This window comes from Pseudidiomarina mangrovi (genome assembly GCF_003999375.1).
Classification (GTDB): Bacteria; Pseudomonadota; Gammaproteobacteria; order Enterobacterales; family Alteromonadaceae; genus Pseudidiomarina; species Pseudidiomarina mangrovi.
On sequence record NZ_RJLC01000008.1, the window covers coordinates 24520 to 42432 of the forward strand.

Genomic DNA, 17913 nt, shown 5'->3' on the forward strand with positions numbered 1-17913 from the left:
GCGTAGGGTGTAGGTGATTTCATGGCTGGCCATCGCCACGCCAGCGTGCTCGGTGCGCTTGATGATAGCGATATCATCGATGTAGGTGCGGGTGATGGTCTCACTCACGGCGCTATTCAGGTTGTTCTTTTCTATAAATATTTAGTTTAGGTCTAAATTTAATCGTCTATTTTTCCAATAAATTTAACATTTGAAAATTCAAGATAGCCGGAAGCATTTATTAAATATCCATTAGTAGCCATTATATAAGAGGCGTGTTGAATGTTTATAAATGAGCTTGCCTTTAACTGACACGAAAAAAATGTTTTTGACCCTAAATTTTCACAACTAATGTTGTTGATTCTAAAATCACCAAAATTTTTATAACCAAGCATTTCAACAGTCACAGGAACTACTAGGTAATGGTTTAAACTAAATTTAAACTGATTGATTTGCTCTGGTGTTAAATTTTCAATGCCTGGAAGATTTCTTAGAAAATACACGCCATCATGATAAACAAGTTCGGTAAGATATCTAAAAATTTTCTGTTGTGTAGCATCCTGCCAAGTTACCTTGGATAAAAACCTAGCCCATACATTCTTAGCAATCAATATGTTGAGCATCTCGCCATCAAAGAATTCAACTTTCACAGCAATGCGCTGATCCGCAATGGCGTTATTGTGAAGATCTAATTCAGTTGCTTTAGCGTATGAATTACAATAGATAAATATTATTAAAAATAAAAAAATACGTATCATACCGACCGCCCTAATTTATTTTATTCATATAGTTATATATATCATCTTTTTTTGAGTAAGAGCGCCTTAATGGCAATCCTTTTTCGGCTCTATATTTGTTTTCTACTAGCGAGTGAGAAACAACTTCATTGTAGGTGTTATTTTCATCAATACCAAATCGTCCTCCTGCTCTCGTATGACCAAACTCTTGGACTAGCAAAACGTCCAAAGTCATACTTTGAATTACACTATCTAACATAAAGGGATTGTTTACTCTCATAACAGAAGTGAAACCTTGGATGTCTCTGGTATAGAATACGGTGTCAGGTATCAAATCATCGAGGCCATAAGTAGCCATAAAGGCCTTACCTAAAGTTAGATTCTCTGATGTGCGCGTGAACGTTGTATCTATTAGAGCAAGCGTTGTTCCTGTCTCAATGAAGTGCTCCATCAGCCCTCGACCTGTTTCCGTTTTTGCCATTTCGATTAAAGCAAATCGAACTTCAGCGGTAACCGGCGACGACACGTCGTCGGCAGCCATTAATGCTTCGGTTATGTGGTTTACATGATTGTCAATGAAATTATCCACAAACTCAGCCGCTTCTCCAGTGCCCCCACTCACTTGCTTACTAGTATTCCGCTTATAATCCTGAAGCCAGGTATAACCGGCAAAATCTTTTTGTCCACCTAATTCTGCGATTTGTTGTCCAAACGCTCTCTTCGACATGGCCCCTATTCCATTGTCGCCAGCAGAGGTAAATCCCGCCAAAATTGTTCTGTTAACCGCACATATAAAGCCGCAGAATGCGCCACCTTCTGCCAAACCCAAATTCCCAACGCTTACATACCCGCTCGGGTCCGTCCCCGCCAGCGGGTTGTTCATGATGTAGGAGTAGGGGTTGAGCGACTGGCTGTTGCCGGGCTCCTGGATGAACGGGTCGACACTTAAGAACCGGCCTAAGTTGTAATCGTACACCCGGCCGTTCATGTGAATCAACTGCGCTTCATCGATGTGCTCGTGGTCGGTGAAACCCCGCATGGTGAAGGGTGTGCCGCCAGCAATATTCCACAGTGTTGCTGACGGGCTCGCCTGCATGGTGCCATAGCGTGGCTTGCCAAACGGGTCATAGCTGCGGTGCTCTAGGATGAGGTTGTTGTGATTGCTAAGCGTCACCACCGAGCCTAAACGGTCGCGTAGGGTGTAGGTAATTTCATGGCTGGCCATCGCCACCGTGTTTGATAGTCATGACAATCCTTGGCGTTTATGGGTTGGTCCTTTCTGCTTTTTATACACCTCTATTCATAAATAACAACGATTATCTAACGTTGTGTCGTTATTAGCTAAAAAACTAACCGATTAAATTTTTCTATGTGTTGACGCGTAATAACAGCCTTATTTCCCCCGGCTAGTCATTTTTACACAACACCAACGACCTAGTCAGAACGGGAGTATACCTACTACTCCCACTCGATGGTGGCTGGTGGCTTTCCTGAGATATCGTACACCACGCGGGAGATGCCATCGATCTCATTGATGATACGGTTGGAGACTTTGCCGAGTAGATCGTACGGCAAATGCGCCCAACGTGCGGTCATGAAATCGATGGTTTCGACGGCGCGTAACGCTACTACCCAATCGTATTTACGGGCATCGCCCATCACGCCTACTGAGCGCACCGGTAGGAATACCGCAAAGGCTTGGCTGACTTCGTGGTAGAGCCCAGCACTGCGTAACTCAGAAATAAAGATGTGATCAGCGCGACGCAAAATGTCGCAATACTCTTTCTTCACTTCGGCCAGTACCCGCACCCCTAGGCCTGGGCCGGGGAATGGGTGGCGATAGAGCATTTCGTAAGGCAAGCCTAGCTCTAAGCCAATTTTGCGTACTTCGTCTTTGAACAATTCACGTAATGGCTCGACGAGCTTCAGCGCCATGTCTTTCGGCAAGCCACCCACGTTGTGGTGCGATTTGATGACATGGGCTTTACCGGTTTTAGAGCCAGCTGATTCAATGACGTCGGGGTAAATAGTGCCTTGCGCTAAGAATTCCACGCCCTGAATGCTGCTGGCTTGCTCGTCAAAAATCTCAATGAACACGCGGCCAATGATTTTGCGCTTGGCTTCTGGGTCGTGCTCACCGGCTAGGGCGGATAAAAAGCGCTGCTCGGCTTCAACGTGCACAATGTTCAGGCCGTAATGGTCACCGAACATTTCCATCACCTGCTCGGCTTCGTTTAAACGCAGCAGGCCGTTATCGACGAATACGCAGGTCAGCTGGGAACCAATAGCACGGTGTAGCAACATGGCGGTGACCGAGCTATCTACCCCGCCCGATAAACCTAACACCACTTTGCCGTTACCCACTTGCTGGCGAATACGTTGTACTGCGTCGTCAATAATTTGGCTGGGCGTCCAGTTGGTGTCGCAGCCACAAATGCCGGTGACAAACTGCTCCAGCATGCGCATGCCTTGGCGGGTATGGGTCACTTCAGGGTGGAACTGCACGCCGTAAAAACGCCGCTCAACGTCAGCCATAGCGGCAATTGGGCAGGTTGGTGTTTGCGCAATCACGCTAAAGCTGTCCGGCGCGACGACTACTTTATCGCCATGGCTCATCCATACGTCTAATTGCGCATTACCATTGCTGTGTAAGCTGTCTTCAATGTTTTTGAATAACTCGGTGGCTTGTAGCACTTCTACTTGGGCGTAGCCAAATTCACGCTCGGTTGAGCCTTGCACCTGGCCACCTAACTGCGCCGCCATGGTTTGCATGCCATAGCACACGCCTAATACTGGCACCCCCGCCTGAAATACATACTCTGGAGCACGCGGTGAGCCAGCTTCAGTGACCGATTCTGGGCCACCCGAAAGAATAATGCCCTGGGGCGCGAAGTCTTTGATGTCTGCGGCGTCGACATCCCACGCCCATAGTTCGCAATACACGCCGAGTTCGCGCACGCGGCGGGCGATCAGCTGGGTGTACTGTGAGCCGAAATCAAGAATCAGAATTTTCTGTGCATGAATATCTTGCATGTTTTGTTAGCCCATCCGGTAGTTCGGTGCTTCTTTGGTAATTTGCACATCGTGCACGTGTGATTCGCCCATGCCAGCGGCAGTGACCTTCACAAACACTGGTTTGGTTTGCATTTCGGCAATAGTGGCGCAGCCGGTTAAGCCCATGGCTGAGCGAATACCGCCCATTTGCTGATGGATGATATTGGCAATAGGGCCTTTGTAAGCCACCCGCCCTTCAATGCCCTCAGGCACCAATTTTTCGGCTTCGTTGCTAGCTTGGAAGTACCGATCTGACGAGCCATTGCGCTGATTCATGGCGCCAATACTGCCCATACCACGGTAGGATTTGTAGTAACGCCCTTGGTACAGCTCCACTTCGCCTGGAGCTTCTTCGGTACCGGCTAGCATGCTGCCAACCATGACGCAGGCGGCGCCAGCCACAATGGCTTTAGCGATATCGCCGGAGAAGCGAATACCACCATCGGCAATCACTGGAATACCGGTGCCTTTGAGCGCTTCCACGGCATCGCTGATGGCAGTGATTTGCGGTACACCACAGCCGGTGACAATACGGGTGGTACAAATAGAACCTGGGCCAATACCCACTTTCACCGCATCAACACCCGCGGCAGCTAGCGCTTTGGCGCCCTCGGCAGTGGCCACGTTGCCAGCAATGATGGCTAGCTCAGGGTAGGCTTTACGGGTACTGATCACGCGGTCAATCACGCCTTGCGAGTGCCCGTGTGAGGTGTCAATCAACAATACGTCCACGCCAGCTTCTACCAAGGCGGCGATGCGCTCATCGGTGCCAGGGCCAACGCCCACTGCGGCGCCTACGCGTAAACGGCCCAATTCGTCTTTACAGGCGTTGGGCTTGTTTTCAGCTTTGGTGAAGTCTTTGAGGGTGATCATGCCGACCAAATGGAACTGGTCATCCACCACTAGGATTTTTTCAATGCGATGCTGGTGCATCAAGCCCAAGATTTCTTCGCTATCAGCATTGGCTTTTACCGTTACCAAACGCTGCTTAGGCGTCATGATGGAGGTGACCAGCTTGCTGTCGTCTTTTTCAGCGCGGGTATCGCGACCAGTGATGATGCCGACCAGTTCGCCGTTTTGTTGCACCACCGGAAAGCCATGAAAGCCATGCTCAACCGCTAAGGCGCGAATTTGCCCAAGGGTGGTATCTGGAGTAACGGTCACTGGGTCAGTTACCACGCCACTTTCGTATTTTTTCACCTTACGAACATGGGCTGCTTGGTCAGCAATAGTCATATTCTTGTGAATAAAGCCCATGCCGCCTTCTTGCGCTAAAGCAATGGCGAGCGACGCTTCAGTAACGGTGTCCATAGCGGCGGAAACCAGCGGAATATTCAAGCTGATCGAGCGAGTTAACTGGGTTTTTAGGTCGGCCGTATGGGGTAATACGGTGGAGTGACCGGGGACGAGAAGTACGTCGTCAAAGGTAAGCGCTTCTTGGGCAATTCGTAGCATGGCAACATCTCACTGACTGGCTTTATGTTGCGGGCAGATTTTACTCCTAAAGGGCTTTTCAGTAAACTGATTTTTTCCGACTCGCGAGATCGCTCAACCATGTCCGAACCACATATTTTTACCGTTGCCAGCTTAAATGCTGAAGTAAGACAAATGCTTGAGCAAGGTTTCGGTACCGTATGGCTGCTCGGCGAGATTTCAAACTTTTCTGCGCCCAGCTCTGGGCACTGGTATTTTACCCTCAAAGACCAACAGGCGCAGATCAAAGCGGCGATGTTTCGCAACAGTAATCAACGTGTGCGCGTGCGCCCTCAAAATGGCATGCAAGTGTTGGTGCGCGCCAAGCTCACGGTGTATGAGCCGCGTGGCGATTACCAGCTGATTGTTGAGCATATGGAAGATGCCGGCGCCGGTTTGCTGCAACAGCGCTATGAGCAATTGAAACAGCGGCTCGCCGCGGCGGGGTTATTTGCCAGTGACAGCAAACAGTCCCTTCCCGCTGATATTCGCCGGGTGGGTATCATTACCTCGCCCACCGGTGCCGCAATTCGCGATATTTTAGCGGTGCTGAAGCGCCGCGACCCGAGTATTGAGGTGATTATTTACCCCAGCGCTGTGCAAGGCCAAGCGGCTACGGCTGAATTACTCAGCATGTTGCAACGAGCGGTGGCGCGAAATGAAGTGGATGTGCTTATTTTGGCGCGCGGCGGCGGCTCGTTGGAAGATTTATGGTGCTTTAACGATGAGCAATTAGCTTATGCGTTGCACAGTTGCCCTATTCCGACCATCAGTGCTATTGGCCATGAAGTGGATTTCACCATCTGTGACTTTGTTGCGGATGTGCGCGCGCCGACGCCATCGGCAGCGGCTGAATTAGTCAGTCAAGACCAGCGTCAGTGGTTGCAGCAGTTGCAACAACAGCGGCAACGCCTGCGTGCTAGTTGGCAGCGCTATCACCGCCAGCACCAGCAGCAGCTGCTGGTGCTGCAGCAGCGCTTGCAGTTGCAAGATCCGCAGCGCCGCATGCAACTCAATAGCCAACGCCTCGATGAGCTCAGTGGCCGGATTAAGCAGGCGGTGATGCGCAGCTTGCAATTACACCAGCGCCAGTTTGAGCAGCAGCAGCAACGTTTACAGCGGGTGCATCCAGAGCGCCGCTTGGCCCCTGCCCAGCAGCAACTGAGCCAACTGCAGCAGCGCCTACAACGGCTCATTGCTGAACAGAGCAAACAGCGGCAACAGCAACTGCAAGCGCAATTACAGCAGTTACATATCGTCAGCCCACTACAGACCATTGCCCGTGGCTATGCCGTGGTCACCAATGGCGCGCAGCAGGTGATTCGCCAGCCGCAGCAGTTAGCGGCCAACGAAGTCTTTCAGGTGCGGGTAGCCGGTGGTGAATTTAACGCGAAAAAACTGGATGACTGATGTTTACAGGTTGACCAGCCACTGCAGTAGGTAAAACCATAGTGGCAGCGTCAGCAAGCACAGCATGACGCCATAACCGACAATAGCTGCTGCCAAGGTGGGTGCTAAGCCCGACATAATCGCCAAGGCACCGGCTGAAATCATGGCCGGCATGGCCGCTTCCATAATGGTCACTTGAATGACTAGGTCGGTCAGGCCAAAGCCATACAAGGCTGCAAGGGTAATGGCCGGAGTAAGTACTAACTTTATCACTAACGCCATAGCCAGCGGCTGACGGTCTTCGGCAGCCAAGCGAAACTTCAATTGAAAACCGACCGCAACCATAATCACCGGCACCAGTGTTTGCGCTAACGAATCAATAAATTGTTGGGCAATTGCCGGGTAACTGATATCGCGCAATAGCAGCGCTAGCAGCAAGGCCACAAAGGGTGGAAAGCGCACAATACGCAGCAGTAACTGGCGGGCGCTGGGGCGACTGCCGGCGGCATAACTGCTCGGTGAGTGGCTATACACCGCGGCAATAATCGTGGCATAAATGGATAAAATTAGAAATGAACCGACTTGGTCGTATAGCAGCGCATAGGGAATGCCAGCGCTGCCAAAAAATGCCTCGATCATCGGAAAGCCAACAAATGAGGTGTTGCCCAGCGGCACAATGATCAGCATCGCGCCGGTGGTGCCGCGTGACCACTGCAAACGGCGGCTTAGCCACAGCAAAAAAGGTACCGTGAGTGCTAACAACAGCCAGGGTGTGAGTGCTGGGATCAGTAGTTGCGGGCTAATCTGCAGAAAGGGGATTTTTTGCAGGACCAATGCTGGCAACGCCACATAAATCACATATGCGTTGAGAATTTGCCCGGTATTCTGTGGAAATTGCCGGCTCCGCTGCAGCAGTAAACCAATCAGCAGATAGCCGGCAATTAAAATAAAGTTGCTCATGAGCCGAGTTAGACTAAGAAAAATCGTGTCTTAGTCTAACCTGTGGCCGCAGCGCTGCAAACTTAAAACTTGTGCAATAAGCCAATTGCTACGAAGGTTTGCTCAACATCGAGGTTGTCAAAGTCTTGACCGGTGTACCAGCCATACACAGTGGTTTTTGACCCTAGTTTATAGTCAACGCCAGCAGCTAACGATGACTGATCGCCGTTGCCGGTATCGAGCAATTGATACTGTGCTTTTACGCTGAAATCACCAAATGGATGTACAGCGTTTACCACAAAACCATCGGCCTGCGCAGTGCCATCAACACGTTGCTGATCTTGATACATGAAGCCAACTTGGGTTTCGCCCAATTTAGTCATGGCGACCATACGCTCAATGTCACGACCGTTTACGTCGCGGTCAATACCGGCGCCAAAATAGAACGCAGTACGTTTTAATTTCTTGTCACCGTAAGTAACCGTCAGTGATTTGCCATCATCGACTAAGTCGTCTTCACTCAGCACATAGCTGGCGGCAAATTGCCACTCGTCAAACATTGGCGTGAAATAAGAAATGGTGTCGGCAGTACGGTTTTTACCGGCGAAAATATTTTTGATATCGCCTTGGTAGTCGGCGAACAGGTCAAAGCCACTCTGTAGATATTTCACTGCGGTGTCGCGACGACCAACCGTTAACTCACCGAAGCTACCTTTTAAACCGACGAATTGGTTACGCGATTTTAAATTATCGTCGCCACCTAAATCGGTCAGGTCAACTTCCCATTCCAGTTGATAGATCACTTCGATACCGCTGGCTAATTCGGTGCCGCCTTTCACGCCAATACGCGATGCGTAGCTGGCTAATTCGGTTTCGTCGTTGTTCGGACGATCGGCACGCAACAAAGCCACATTGGCCTGGCCGTAGAAATCAAAGCTAATGGTTTCATCTTTGTCGGCCGCCACAGCGGGTTGCAACAATGACGCAGAAAGAGTTGCCGCAAGGGCCAATGAGAGTGCTGAGAATTGAACAGTTTTCATAAAATAGCCACCTAGTAATAAACCATTGCTACGCGGGAGTACAATGATACTCCCAACCTATGGCACTAGGATATGGCACTTTTATGACAGTTTTATGACTTTGTGTCAGTTTTTTGACTTATTTATGACGTTGGCATGTCTTTTTTATGACTGTTTCAGCGCCTCTATGCGTTCGGCCTGCTCTTTTTCTGAGCTGGCATAGCGTTCCCACTGGCTTGCAGTGCGGCGCACATCATCAAATTGCTTGGCTGCGGCGAAAGCTTGTAGGGCCGTATTAAAGTCTTCTTCATTTAATGCCGCCATACCAATCACTAAATGCATGTTACCGGGCTGTTTCAAACCGCCCTTGTCAAGTGCTTGCTGCGCGGCTTGCATGGCTTCGCTATTGCGCTCGGCATTCAGTAATACTTGGGCGCGCTGGGCATCCAGTTCACCGTCGTCACTCAAACTGGCTGCTTGGGCCAATGCGGCCACCGCTTTATCGGTTTCGCGCGCAGCCACCCAGCTTTGCGCCAGTAACTTCAGGTTGCGTAAGTTGGCGTCTACTTTTTTCTCAGCCAACGCCTGCTCTAAAGTGACACCGGCTTTGTACGGAATATCGTTAACAAAATACGCTTGCGCCAAATTGAGGATATCTTGGCCTTTGGTCAGATAACCTTGCACATGGGCGGCTTCGAGTACTGCCAATTGCTTTTTGTCTTGGCCTAATTGCGCATAGACACCAGCCAACTGCACCCAATACTCAGCTTTGTTGTAGTGCTTGATCATTTGCACCAGTACCGCGGCGACTTGGTCAATTTGATCGAGCTCAAAATAAATGGCGCGGGCTAATACGTACCAGTTCTCTTCCGGGCGTTGACCGGCCTGCTCTGAGGCCTCAATAGCGGCAATAATCGGTGCTAAGGCATCGTCATAACGCTTCAATTGATACAGTACTTGGGCGCGCAGCACTAAGGCTTTAACCTGCGGCTCACCGCCGACGGCTTGCTGCCACTGCTCTAAATAGTTCAAGCTATCCTGATAGCGCTCTTGGCCAAGCGCTAGTTGCGCTAAACTAAATAAGGTGCCCTGTAACAGCGCGTCTGGAATAGGGTCTTCTTGCACCACTTTGCTGAAATAAGTAATAGCGGTGTTGATATCGTCTTGGCCGTAATACATAAAGCCATAGAAATTCCACAACATAGCGCGCTCATAGCTATTCATGCTGCTGAGTTTGCCCTCAACATTCGCTAACACCGCTAAGCCACCTTTGACATCGCCGCCATCGGCCAGTTGTTGCGCTCGTGCTAGTTGGCTATACACTTGCTCACGCAGAGCCGGGGTACGTTTGCGTTCTTGACCGTAAAGTTCGGCTGGAAATATCGCTAAAATACAAACTGCTAACACCATCAATAGGCCAAGACGCATGATTATTCTCCTAACTCAAAGGTAAGACGGTTTTGCACGCCTTCTACTTCAACGGTTTCGCCATTTACAACCCGTGGCTTGTATTTAAACTTCAGCACCGCATCCATCGCCGCTTGGTCAAAAATACCTTCTGGCTGTGCTTCAACCACCCGTGGGTCCCGCACCGTACCTAATTTGGTCACGGTAAACTCCACCACCACGTAGCCTTCAATACCACGCTGCAGAGCACGGCGTGGGTACACCGCTTGTACTTTTACAATAGGTAAATACTCGCCATCGCTGGTGTCTAAACCGAGCCCGCCGGTTAACGCCGTATCGCCAGACACTTGCGTGCTAAAGTCGAAGCCTTCGCCGTCAACATCAGCCACGGCTGGGTCAAACTGCGGCTGTGGCAACTCCGGTGGCGCTTGTTCTGGCTCCGGTGGGCGCTTCGGTTTACGATCTTTTTCTTGCACCACTTCTTCTGGTTTCACCCGCACAAAGTCGAGCATTGAGCCCTTCGGTGGTTCGCTCATAGCGCCTTCACCGCCAGTAATCAGTGATTGCATCAAATAGAACAAGCCCAGGGTCACCGCGACCGCTAATGCAAATGCTGCCAGAAAACGCATCATAACTAGTCTTCTTGTGTGGCAATGGACACGTCAAACACCCCGGCGGCGCGCGCAGCATCCATTACTTGAATTAAACGCTCGGTGGTGGCCAGTTTATCAGCCTGAATCACCACAGAACCCTGCGGGTTTTCAGCATACAAGCGCTCAATGTTGGCTTGTACCGCTCGGGCATCCACCTGACGCTTGTTGATCCAAATTTCACCCTTGTCGCTGATGGCAATCAAAATGTTGGCTCGGTCCTTTTGTACCGCAGTGGCGGCATCAGGGCGATTGACATCAATACCGGCCTCTTTCACAAACGACGCGGTGACGATAAAGAAGATCAACATGATGAACACCACGTCGAGCATGGGGGTCATATCAATCTGGGTATCTTCCTCGTCAATCAAATTCGCAAAATGCTGTTTCATAGCTGACTCGCCTTATTCAATGTTTGTGCTACTGGTGTCCGAACAACTAGTGTTCCAGCAACAACCGGTCTTCTAATTTCAAACGTTCGCGCTTGGCGGTACGTTGCAACCAGGTGGCAGCAAATACCCCTGACAACGCGCCGACCATGCCGGCCATGGTTGGGATGGTCGCTTTTGATACCCCAGACGCCATGGACCGCGCGTTACCGGTGCCAGCCACTGCCATCACGTCAAATACTTCAATCATGCCGGTCACGGTACCCATCAAGCCAAGGAGTGGACACAAGGCCACCAGTGCTTGCAGCACCGGCAGGTTGCCGCCAAGAGCCAAACTCACCCGTGAGATCATGGCTTGGCGGATTTGCTCGGCATGCCATGATGATTTGTCACTGCGCTGCTGCCAGTTGGCTAACGCGGCGCGTTTGGCTTGCTGATGGCCCTTGAGGTAGTAAAAAATACGCTCTAGGATCATCAGCCACATGACGAAAATCAGCACCCCAATCACTACCAGTACTTGCCCGCCGGTTTCGACGAAGTCTTGAATAGCGCCGTAGAATTCGTTCAGAATCACGCTTAGTGCCTCCGCTCAGAACGCTCCGCAATAATGCCCGATGCTTGCTCTTGCAACACATGCACAATGGTGCGGCTGCGAGTATTCAACTGGGCGAACAACAACGTCATCGGAATCGCTACCACCAAACCAAGTACGGTCGTGACCAAGGCTTGCGAGATACCGCCGGCCATTAGTTTCGGGTCACCGGTACCAAATAAGGTAATGGCCTGGAAGGTGTTGATCATACCGGTTACGGTACCAAGTAAGCCCATCAGCGGCGCTACTACCGAGATAATCTTAATGAAGGTCAGGTTGCGGGTGATACTTGGGATTTCACGCAAAATCGCTTCACTGAGCTTCAATTCAAGGGTCTCAGTGTCAACTTCTGGGTATTTGTCTTGTACCGCCATAACGCGACCCAATGGGTTGTCGTTACGTGCTTCGCTTTGCTTCAGCTGGCGTTTCACTTTGCCACCCATCAGCGTTAGGCTGACGAAGCGCTCCAGGGCAATCAATAGGCCGATAGCACCTAAGGCTAAAATGATGTAACCGACGGTACCACCTTGGTCGATACGCTCACCGAGGCTTGGCGCTTGTACTAACAAGCCCAAAATGGCACCAGCCGTTGGGTCCAGAGCAAACTTCACTTGCTCGTTCTGCGCCGCTTGTAGATCGGCTGCAGTGCTTAGGTAGCGTGATGACGGCTGACGAATCAACTCGGCGACGGTATCGGTGCCCGGCACCAGCTCTAGGTATTGGCCGTTAGCTACCATGTTAAAGGTGCCGACCCGCACCACATCGCGGGCAACTTTTTCGCCATTGGCCAAAGTCACTTCGGTGTTGAAGCGGCTGACTTTGCCTGATTCGGTCATTTCTTGCAGTAACGCCAACCATACCGACTCAATTTCGCTAATTGAGGCCAGTTTTGAGCTGCTGCCCATTTTCTTGGCTAGCGCACTTAATGCTTCGCTGCGGCCCGGAAACTCAACCGATACATACGAGTTTTGTAACTTGCTGGCGGTATCACCCGATACTTGCTGCAATACGCCGAATAGTTCACGTAATGACCCTAAGCGTTGGTTCAGGGTTTCGGTGACTGCGGCCAGTTCAATTTCATTCTTTTCAAATTGCGTTTCGAGCTGCTCACTTAAGCGCTCCAAACGGTCGCGTTGCGCCACTGCCTCACGCAGTAATTGCTCTTGCTGCGCAGCTTCGGCACGGAAGCGGGCTTCGCGTTGCTTGTTCTCTTCAGACTGGGCATATTGGCCTTGCTGCAACTGCTTCAGCAATTGGTCAAGGTCAACCGGTTGTTGCGGCGCCGCCTGGGCAGTTACGGCGAATAAGCCGGCCATGAAGGCGATAGATTTGATCAGTTTCATCTCTTACTCTCCACTGCCTGAGGTATTAATGGGTAGCATCAACAAATCTGGCGCTAACTGTTTACGGGCAATACGGATAGCTTCTTGTACGCCAGAGCTGTAGCTGCTATCCAGTGCCTGCCAGGTTTTTTGTTGCTGATCCCACACACCCATTTGGCTGCCATCACGGGTTTTGTAAATCAGCACTAAGCGGCCGATACGTAGGAATTCAACGTCTTGTGACTGGCCATTAATGTCCATCACACCGTTGTAGGCTTCGATGTTGCGGCCGTAATCGGCTTCAATTTGGTAGGCTTCCATGACCCGGCGAAACTTCTCAGATACGTCGACATCAGCGCGTTCCATCAAATCGCTCAGGTTGGCAATACGCTCATCGCGCTCGGTACCCAAAAATGGCACATCTAAGCCGATAAACGCGTCCAAGGCTTCAATCATGCGCAGCATCAATGGAGTGATTTGGCGCTCCACCACACTGACTTCGTCAATCGACAGGTTCAGCTCAGCTTTCTCGCTGTTCTGATTGTCGATTTGCTTTTGTAATTGCTGGGTATACACCTCAAGGCCTTCAATTTGGCGCATGATTTGTTTGTACTGCTGGATGCGTTCTTGCGTGGTGTCAGCAATGTTCTCGACCGTTACTTGTGAACTGCGAGCGGATTGCGTGATGACGTTGGCGGCATCAACCACCGGTTCTAGCGTGGCATCTTGCGCTGCGGCGATAGTCGCACTGAGCGCAAGCACCAGCATGGAAGGAATGAACAATATTCTCATGACAGTACCTTGCACGTCGTTTTGGAAAGATGAGCGCAAAGATACTGCAGTTGTGTGACAGCTTAGTGACTGCTAGATGTCAGATTTATGACAGAATGACGGATTTATGTCAGTTTGATGGCATTTGCTGAAACATACCGCGCATGTCATTACCACTCGGATGCTGGAATACCCGCAAGCCAAATTCGCCAGCAATAGCCAACAAATGGTCGAAGATATCGGCTTGGATACTTTCATACTCAGCCCAGGCTGTGGTGTTAGTGAAACAATAGATTTCTAACGGCAAGCCATCGGAGGTGGGTTGCAGTTGGCGCACCATTAAGGTCATTTGCTGATGCACCTTGGGGTGATTCTTTAAGTACTGATGCACATAGGCCCGAAAGGTACCGATATTGGAAATACGGCGGGTATTGACCGGCTCTTTACCAGCTTCTTCGAGTTGCTGGTTCCAGGCATCAATTTCTGCCTGCTTGCTATCGAGATAATCGCGCAGCAAGCGGAAGCGGTATAACTGCTGGCGTTCTTCATCAGATAGAAAGTGTATACTTTGCTGGTCGATTTGCAGGCTACGTTTAATACGGCGCCCGCCTGATTCTTGCATGCCACGCCAATTTTTAAACGGGTCGCTGATAAAGCGCTTGGTGGGAATAAAGGTGATGGTTTTATCCCAGTTCTGCACCTTAATGGTATGTAGGGCAATATCCACCACATCACCATCGGCATTGAGATTGGGCATTTCCACCCAATCGCCAACGCGAATGATGTCGTTAGAGCTAATTTGTACACTGGCCACCAGCGACAGTAGCGTATCTTGGAATACCAACAGCAACACTGCCGCCATCGCGCCCAAGCCGGATAATAAAATCACGGGCGAGCGGTCAATCAGCACCGCCACCATGAGAATAGTCGCGACCCCGTAAATAGCAATTTTCGCCACCTGCACGAAGCCTTTAATGGGCCGCTCGCGCGCATCGTCTTGCAGTTCGTACAGATGATTAGCAACGGTCAAAATGCCGCTCAGCGCACGGGCAATAGTCACCACAATAAAGGCATTACAGACGTTATGAACAATAATGGGCAGCACTTCAGGCAGGTGCGGCACACTATCAATGCCATAAGCAATGACCAGCGCTGGCACCACGTTGGCGAGCCGCGCCACCACATGGGTTTCGAGCAACTGCACAATGTGATTGGCTTTGGCTAGGGACAGCAGGCGCACTACGCCTTTGAGCAAGACTTTTTTAACCACAAAGTTGGCGAGCCAGGCGGCGGCCAATAATAAGCCTATTTTCACCCAAGTATCGAGGCCCGGATTACCGCTTAACCAGTCATTGAATTGGCTTATTTCAGTCACGCTATTGCTCCTGTGCTGTGCGCTTTATTGGCTCATTGAGCTGGCTTATTATGGCATGTTCCTTGCGCTTCATGCATCGATCATTTAACGTGATGCGATATCGTCTGCGAGACCATTCATGACTACCACCAGTATCTCAAAATCGCTGCTAACGAGCGTGCTCTCCGTTTACTTCGTGTTGACGTTGTTGGTTACCTGCGTGCAGGTACTCGGCGAGTATTACGATACCAAACGCATGCTGGTGGAGGAACTACAAAACCAACAAAGCACCTTTAGTAACTCGCTAGCACGCTCATTGTGGGAGTTTAACTACGACCAAATCAATGCCACGGCCGAGGGTCTGATCAGTATTCCGGCTATTTCTGGCATTATTATTCGTGATGATACTGGCCAGGTCATGGTGGAACTAGGCGCTGCGGCGTCGCAATCGCTATTACCGAAGAACGCCAGCGAAACCATTAATATTGACGAAGCTAGCGGCGTATTTGGCTATTATGCGCCACTGACCTTTGAATTTTCTGGGCAGTCTACGCCAGTGGGTGACGTGACACTGTTCTCCACCCGCGATGTTGCTATTGACCGCATCAAGGTCAGCTTATACTTCATTATTGGTAACGCCATTATCAAAAGCACCTTTTTGATTGTGTTGTTCAGCTTTGCTTTCAGTCGCCAACTGCACCGCCCCATGCGTGACCTCACCCAGCAAATTCATAATTTCCGCTTAGATGATCTTGAGCACTCGCGGATTCGCCTGCATGACCAGCGTAACGCTGAGTTTTTGATGGTAGAGCAAGCATACAATCAGCTGCTGGATAAATTAGAAGACTATCAACACGATCTGCAACTGACTCAGCAGCAATTGTTACACGCTAACCGTAAGCTGGATGAGCAAAATGCCATGCTCGAGCAAGATGTGGCGCACAAGACCTCGAGTTTGAGCCAAGTGCTGCTGGATCTGGAACGCCGTAAAAACGAATTAGAACAGCGACAAGATAAGCTCATGCGAGAAATTCGCCAACGGCAGGTGATTGAAGCGGATCTGCGCGAAGCCAACGGCCGCCTGCAAAGTTCGCTAACGGCGTTGGAGCGCGCTCAATCGCAGTTGCTAGAGTCGGAAAAAATGGCCTCGCTGGGTGGTTTAGTGGCCGGTATTACCCATGATGTCAGTACCCCCTTGGGTATCTCCATTACTGCCGCCAGCTATTTGCGCGACCAAATGCAGGCCATGAATACCGCGCTGAGTGAGCGCAAACTGACCCAGCAGCAATTGCAGGAATTTTTACAAACCGGCAATGACGCCATGCAACTGCTGGAAAACAACCTCAGCCGTGCCTCGGATCTGATCGGCAGTTTTAAACAAGTGGCGGTGGACCAAACCTCGGAATCCGTGCGCGAGTTTAATCTGAAGAAATATTTGCAGGAGGTGATTCAATCGTTACGACCGCGCTGGAAAAATACCCAGCATCAGATTGAATTAGAATGCGATGACAGTATTACTCTTACCGCGCCAGCGGGCGCTTTTGCACAGATTTTCACCAACCTTATTGTCAATTCGTTGTTTCACGGCTTTGAAGCGCAAGTGCGTGGGCATATTCAGATTGTGGTGCGCGCTATCGATGATCAGCAACTGCAATTTATCTACCGTGATAACGGTAAAGGTCTTACCGCTGAGCAAATGGAAAAATTATTTGACCCGTTCTTTACCACCAAACGCCAGCAAGGCGGCAGTGGTTTAGGCACACATATCATTCGTAACCTGGTCACCCAAACCTTACACGGCACCATTAATGCCAGCAGTGAGGTAGGTAAAGGGCTCACCTATGAGTTCATCATTCCGGTAAACTATCGCCAATTGTAATTCATCAAGGAAGTCGTTATGTGGTTTAGAAACCTGCGTATTTATACGCTTGCGCCCGATTTTAGTGTCCCTGAACAGCTTGACCAAGCGCTCGAACCGATGCGTTTTAAGCCCTGTGGTCGCAGTGAGATGGCTAGTTTTGGCTGGGCTTCGCCGTTTGGCCGCGACAGTGAGGTGTTGTTTCACAAGATTGGGCCATGCTACTTGGTCAGCGCACGTAAAGAAGAAAAAGTGTTACCCAGCAGCGTGGTTAACGCGCAGTTAGACGAACTAGTGGCGCAACGCGAAGCTGAACTTGCCCGTAAACTGCCGAGCAAAGAAAAGCAGGCAATGAAAGAAGATTTGATTCACCGCTTGTTGCCGCAAGCATTCAGCAAGTTTAAGCAAGTAGCGGCGATGATTGATACGCAACTGGGTATTGTGGTGGTAGACGCTAGTAGTGCCAGCGCCGCCGAAGATGTCCTAGGCCTGTTACGCAGTAGCTTTGGCTCACTGCCGGTCAAACCATGGTTTGCTGAGCACCCAAGCGAGCTATATTTCACTCAATTCTTGCGCCAGCAACAACTCGCCGATGGCTTTGAGTTTGGCGATGAAGTGGAACTGCGCGATGCTAACGATAGCGGCGCCGTGGTGCGTTGCCGTCAACATGATTTGAGCGGCACCGAAATTGAAACCCATTTAGCTCATAACAAACAGGTCACCAAGCTCGGCTTGATATGGCAACAGCGTGTGCAGTTCGTGCTGGAACAAGACTTAGCCATTAAACGCTTTAAAGCCACCGATGTGCTCGTTGACGAGCAAGATAAGCTAGTGGATGCCACTCCTGAGCAGCGCATTGATGCCGATTTTGCCTTATTAAGCGGCGAGATTGGCCAGTTGTTTCCGCAGTTGGTGAGTTTATTTCAGACTGAATTGAGCGTAAATTAACGCCATTGGTTTGCTTTTGCACAAGGATTACA

16 protein-coding genes are annotated in these 17913 nt (G+C 50.4%); 3 read left to right on the forward strand and 13 right to left on the reverse strand.

Annotated features, from left to right (window positions below):
- Positions 1–158: 158 nt before the first annotated feature.
- The 4 genes from EFO84_RS02315 to guaB form a co-directional block, all read right to left on the reverse strand.
- A complete protein-coding gene (locus tag EFO84_RS02315) occupies positions 159–737 on the reverse strand; it encodes a hypothetical protein (protein WP_127346460.1) in 579 nt (192 codons plus the stop codon).
- A gap of 10 nt (positions 738–747) precedes the next feature.
- Entirely contained in the window at positions 748–1941 is a 1194-nt protein-coding gene (locus tag EFO84_RS02320; protein WP_127346461.1) for an RHS repeat domain-containing protein, read from the reverse strand.
- Between the two features lie 233 nt (positions 1942–2174).
- The gene (gene guaA / locus EFO84_RS02325) at positions 2175–3749 is read right to left on the reverse strand and encodes a glutamine-hydrolyzing GMP synthase (protein WP_127346462.1); all 1575 of its coding nucleotides are present in this window, start codon (positions 3747–3749) and stop codon (positions 2175–2177) included.
- 6 nt (positions 3750–3755) lie between these two features.
- Positions 3756–5225 carry an IMP dehydrogenase gene (gene guaB, locus EFO84_RS02330; protein ID WP_127346463.1) on the reverse strand — a complete coding sequence of 490 codons (1470 nt, stop codon included), beginning with the start codon at positions 5223–5225 and terminating at the stop codon, positions 3756–3758.
- Between the two features lie 99 nt (positions 5226–5324).
- Here guaB and xseA point away from each other — a divergent pair, with 99 nt between their 5' ends.
- Positions 5325–6653: an exodeoxyribonuclease VII large subunit gene (gene xseA / locus EFO84_RS02335; RefSeq protein WP_127346464.1), complete on the forward strand. Its 1329-nt coding sequence runs from the start codon at positions 5325–5327 to the stop codon at positions 6651–6653.
- A 3-nt stretch (positions 6654–6656) separates the two neighbouring features.
- Here the strand turns inward: xseA and EFO84_RS02340 are convergent, their stop codons facing one another.
- From EFO84_RS02340 to EFO84_RS11860, 9 genes are all read right to left on the reverse strand, one after another.
- The gene (locus EFO84_RS02340; RefSeq protein ID WP_127346465.1) at positions 6657–7592 is read right to left on the reverse strand and encodes an AEC family transporter; all 936 of its coding nucleotides are present in this window, start codon (positions 7590–7592) and stop codon (positions 6657–6659) included.
- Positions 7593–7654: 62 nt separating this feature from the next.
- On the reverse strand, positions 7655–8611 hold the full coding sequence (locus tag EFO84_RS02345) for a porin (RefSeq protein WP_127346466.1): 957 nt from the start codon (positions 8609–8611) through the stop codon (positions 7655–7657).
- A 144-nt stretch (positions 8612–8755) separates the two neighbouring features.
- On the reverse strand, positions 8756–10018 hold the full coding sequence (locus EFO84_RS02350; protein WP_127346467.1) for a tetratricopeptide repeat protein: 1263 nt from the start codon (positions 10016–10018) through the stop codon (positions 8756–8758).
- A 2-nt stretch (positions 10019–10020) separates the two neighbouring features.
- Positions 10021–10629: an energy transducer TonB gene (locus tag EFO84_RS02355; protein WP_127346468.1), complete on the reverse strand. Its 609-nt coding sequence runs from the start codon at positions 10627–10629 to the stop codon at positions 10021–10023.
- Between the two features lie 2 nt (positions 10630–10631).
- Complete coding sequence (locus EFO84_RS02360) at positions 10632–11039, reverse strand: ExbD/TolR family protein (protein ID WP_127346469.1); 408 nt, start codon at positions 11037–11039, stop codon at positions 10632–10634.
- 46 nt (positions 11040–11085) lie between these two features.
- Positions 11086–11604 (reverse strand): MotA/TolQ/ExbB proton channel family protein, encoded by a 519-nt coding sequence (locus tag EFO84_RS02365; protein ID WP_205701926.1) that lies wholly within the window; start codon positions 11602–11604, stop codon positions 11086–11088.
- Between the two features lie 8 nt (positions 11605–11612).
- Positions 11613–12971 (reverse strand): MotA/TolQ/ExbB proton channel family protein, encoded by a 1359-nt coding sequence (locus tag EFO84_RS02370; protein WP_127346470.1) that lies wholly within the window; start codon positions 12969–12971, stop codon positions 11613–11615.
- 3 nt (positions 12972–12974) lie between these two features.
- Positions 12975–13742 (reverse strand): DUF3450 domain-containing protein, encoded by a 768-nt coding sequence (locus EFO84_RS02375; protein ID WP_127346471.1) that lies wholly within the window; start codon positions 13740–13742, stop codon positions 12975–12977.
- Positions 13743–13851: 109 nt separating this feature from the next.
- The gene (locus EFO84_RS11860; RefSeq protein ID WP_127346472.1) at positions 13852–15096 is read right to left on the reverse strand and encodes a mechanosensitive ion channel family protein; all 1245 of its coding nucleotides are present in this window, start codon (positions 15094–15096) and stop codon (positions 13852–13854) included.
- Between the two features lie 118 nt (positions 15097–15214).
- Here EFO84_RS11860 and EFO84_RS02385 point away from each other — a divergent pair, with 118 nt between their 5' ends.
- Positions 15215–16954, forward strand: coding sequence for an ATP-binding protein (locus tag EFO84_RS02385; RefSeq protein ID WP_127346473.1), 1740 nt, complete (start codon positions 15215–15217; stop codon positions 16952–16954).
- Between the two features lie 18 nt (positions 16955–16972).
- Positions 16973–17881 (forward strand): recombination-associated protein RdgC, encoded by a 909-nt coding sequence (gene rdgC / locus EFO84_RS02390; RefSeq protein WP_127346474.1) that lies wholly within the window; start codon positions 16973–16975, stop codon positions 17879–17881.
- Positions 17882–17913 lie beyond the last annotated feature (32 nt).

Coding starts and splice junctions, on each gene's coding strand:
- EFO84_RS02355 (WP_127346468.1), bottom strand. CDS start 10,629: ATGATGCGTTTTCTGGCAGCATTTGCATTAGCGGTCGCGGTGACCCTG.
- EFO84_RS02345 (WP_127346466.1), bottom strand. CDS start 8,611: ATGAAAACTGTTCAATTCTCAGCACTCTCATTGGCCCTTGCGGCAACT.
- EFO84_RS02320 (WP_127346461.1), bottom strand. CDS start 1,941: ATGGCCAGCCATGAAATTACCTACACCCTACGCGACCGTTTAGGCTCG.
- EFO84_RS02370 (WP_127346470.1), bottom strand. CDS start 12,971: ATGAAACTGATCAAATCTATCGCCTTCATGGCCGGCTTATTCGCCGTA.
- guaA (WP_127346462.1), bottom strand. CDS start 3,749: ATGCAAGATATTCATGCACAGAAAATTCTGATTCTTGATTTCGGCTCA.
- EFO84_RS02385 (WP_127346473.1), top strand. CDS start 15,215: ATGACTACCACCAGTATCTCAAAATCGCTGCTAACGAGCGTGCTCTCC.
- rdgC (WP_127346474.1), top strand. CDS start 16,973: ATGTGGTTTAGAAACCTGCGTATTTATACGCTTGCGCCCGATTTTAGT.
- EFO84_RS02315 (WP_127346460.1), bottom strand. CDS start 737: ATGATACGTATTTTTTTATTTTTAATAATATTTATCTATTGTAATTCA.
- EFO84_RS02360 (WP_127346469.1), bottom strand. CDS start 11,039: ATGAAACAGCATTTTGCGAATTTGATTGACGAGGAAGATACCCAGATT.
- EFO84_RS02375 (WP_127346471.1), bottom strand. CDS start 13,742: ATGAGAATATTGTTCATTCCTTCCATGCTGGTGCTTGCGCTCAGTGCG.
- EFO84_RS02340 (WP_127346465.1), bottom strand. CDS start 7,592: ATGAGCAACTTTATTTTAATTGCCGGCTATCTGCTGATTGGTTTACTG.
- guaB (WP_127346463.1), bottom strand. CDS start 5,225: ATGCTACGAATTGCCCAAGAAGCGCTTACCTTTGACGACGTACTTCTC.
- EFO84_RS02350 (WP_127346467.1), bottom strand. CDS start 10,018: ATGCGTCTTGGCCTATTGATGGTGTTAGCAGTTTGTATTTTAGCGATA.
- xseA (WP_127346464.1), top strand. CDS start 5,325: ATGTCCGAACCACATATTTTTACCGTTGCCAGCTTAAATGCTGAAGTA.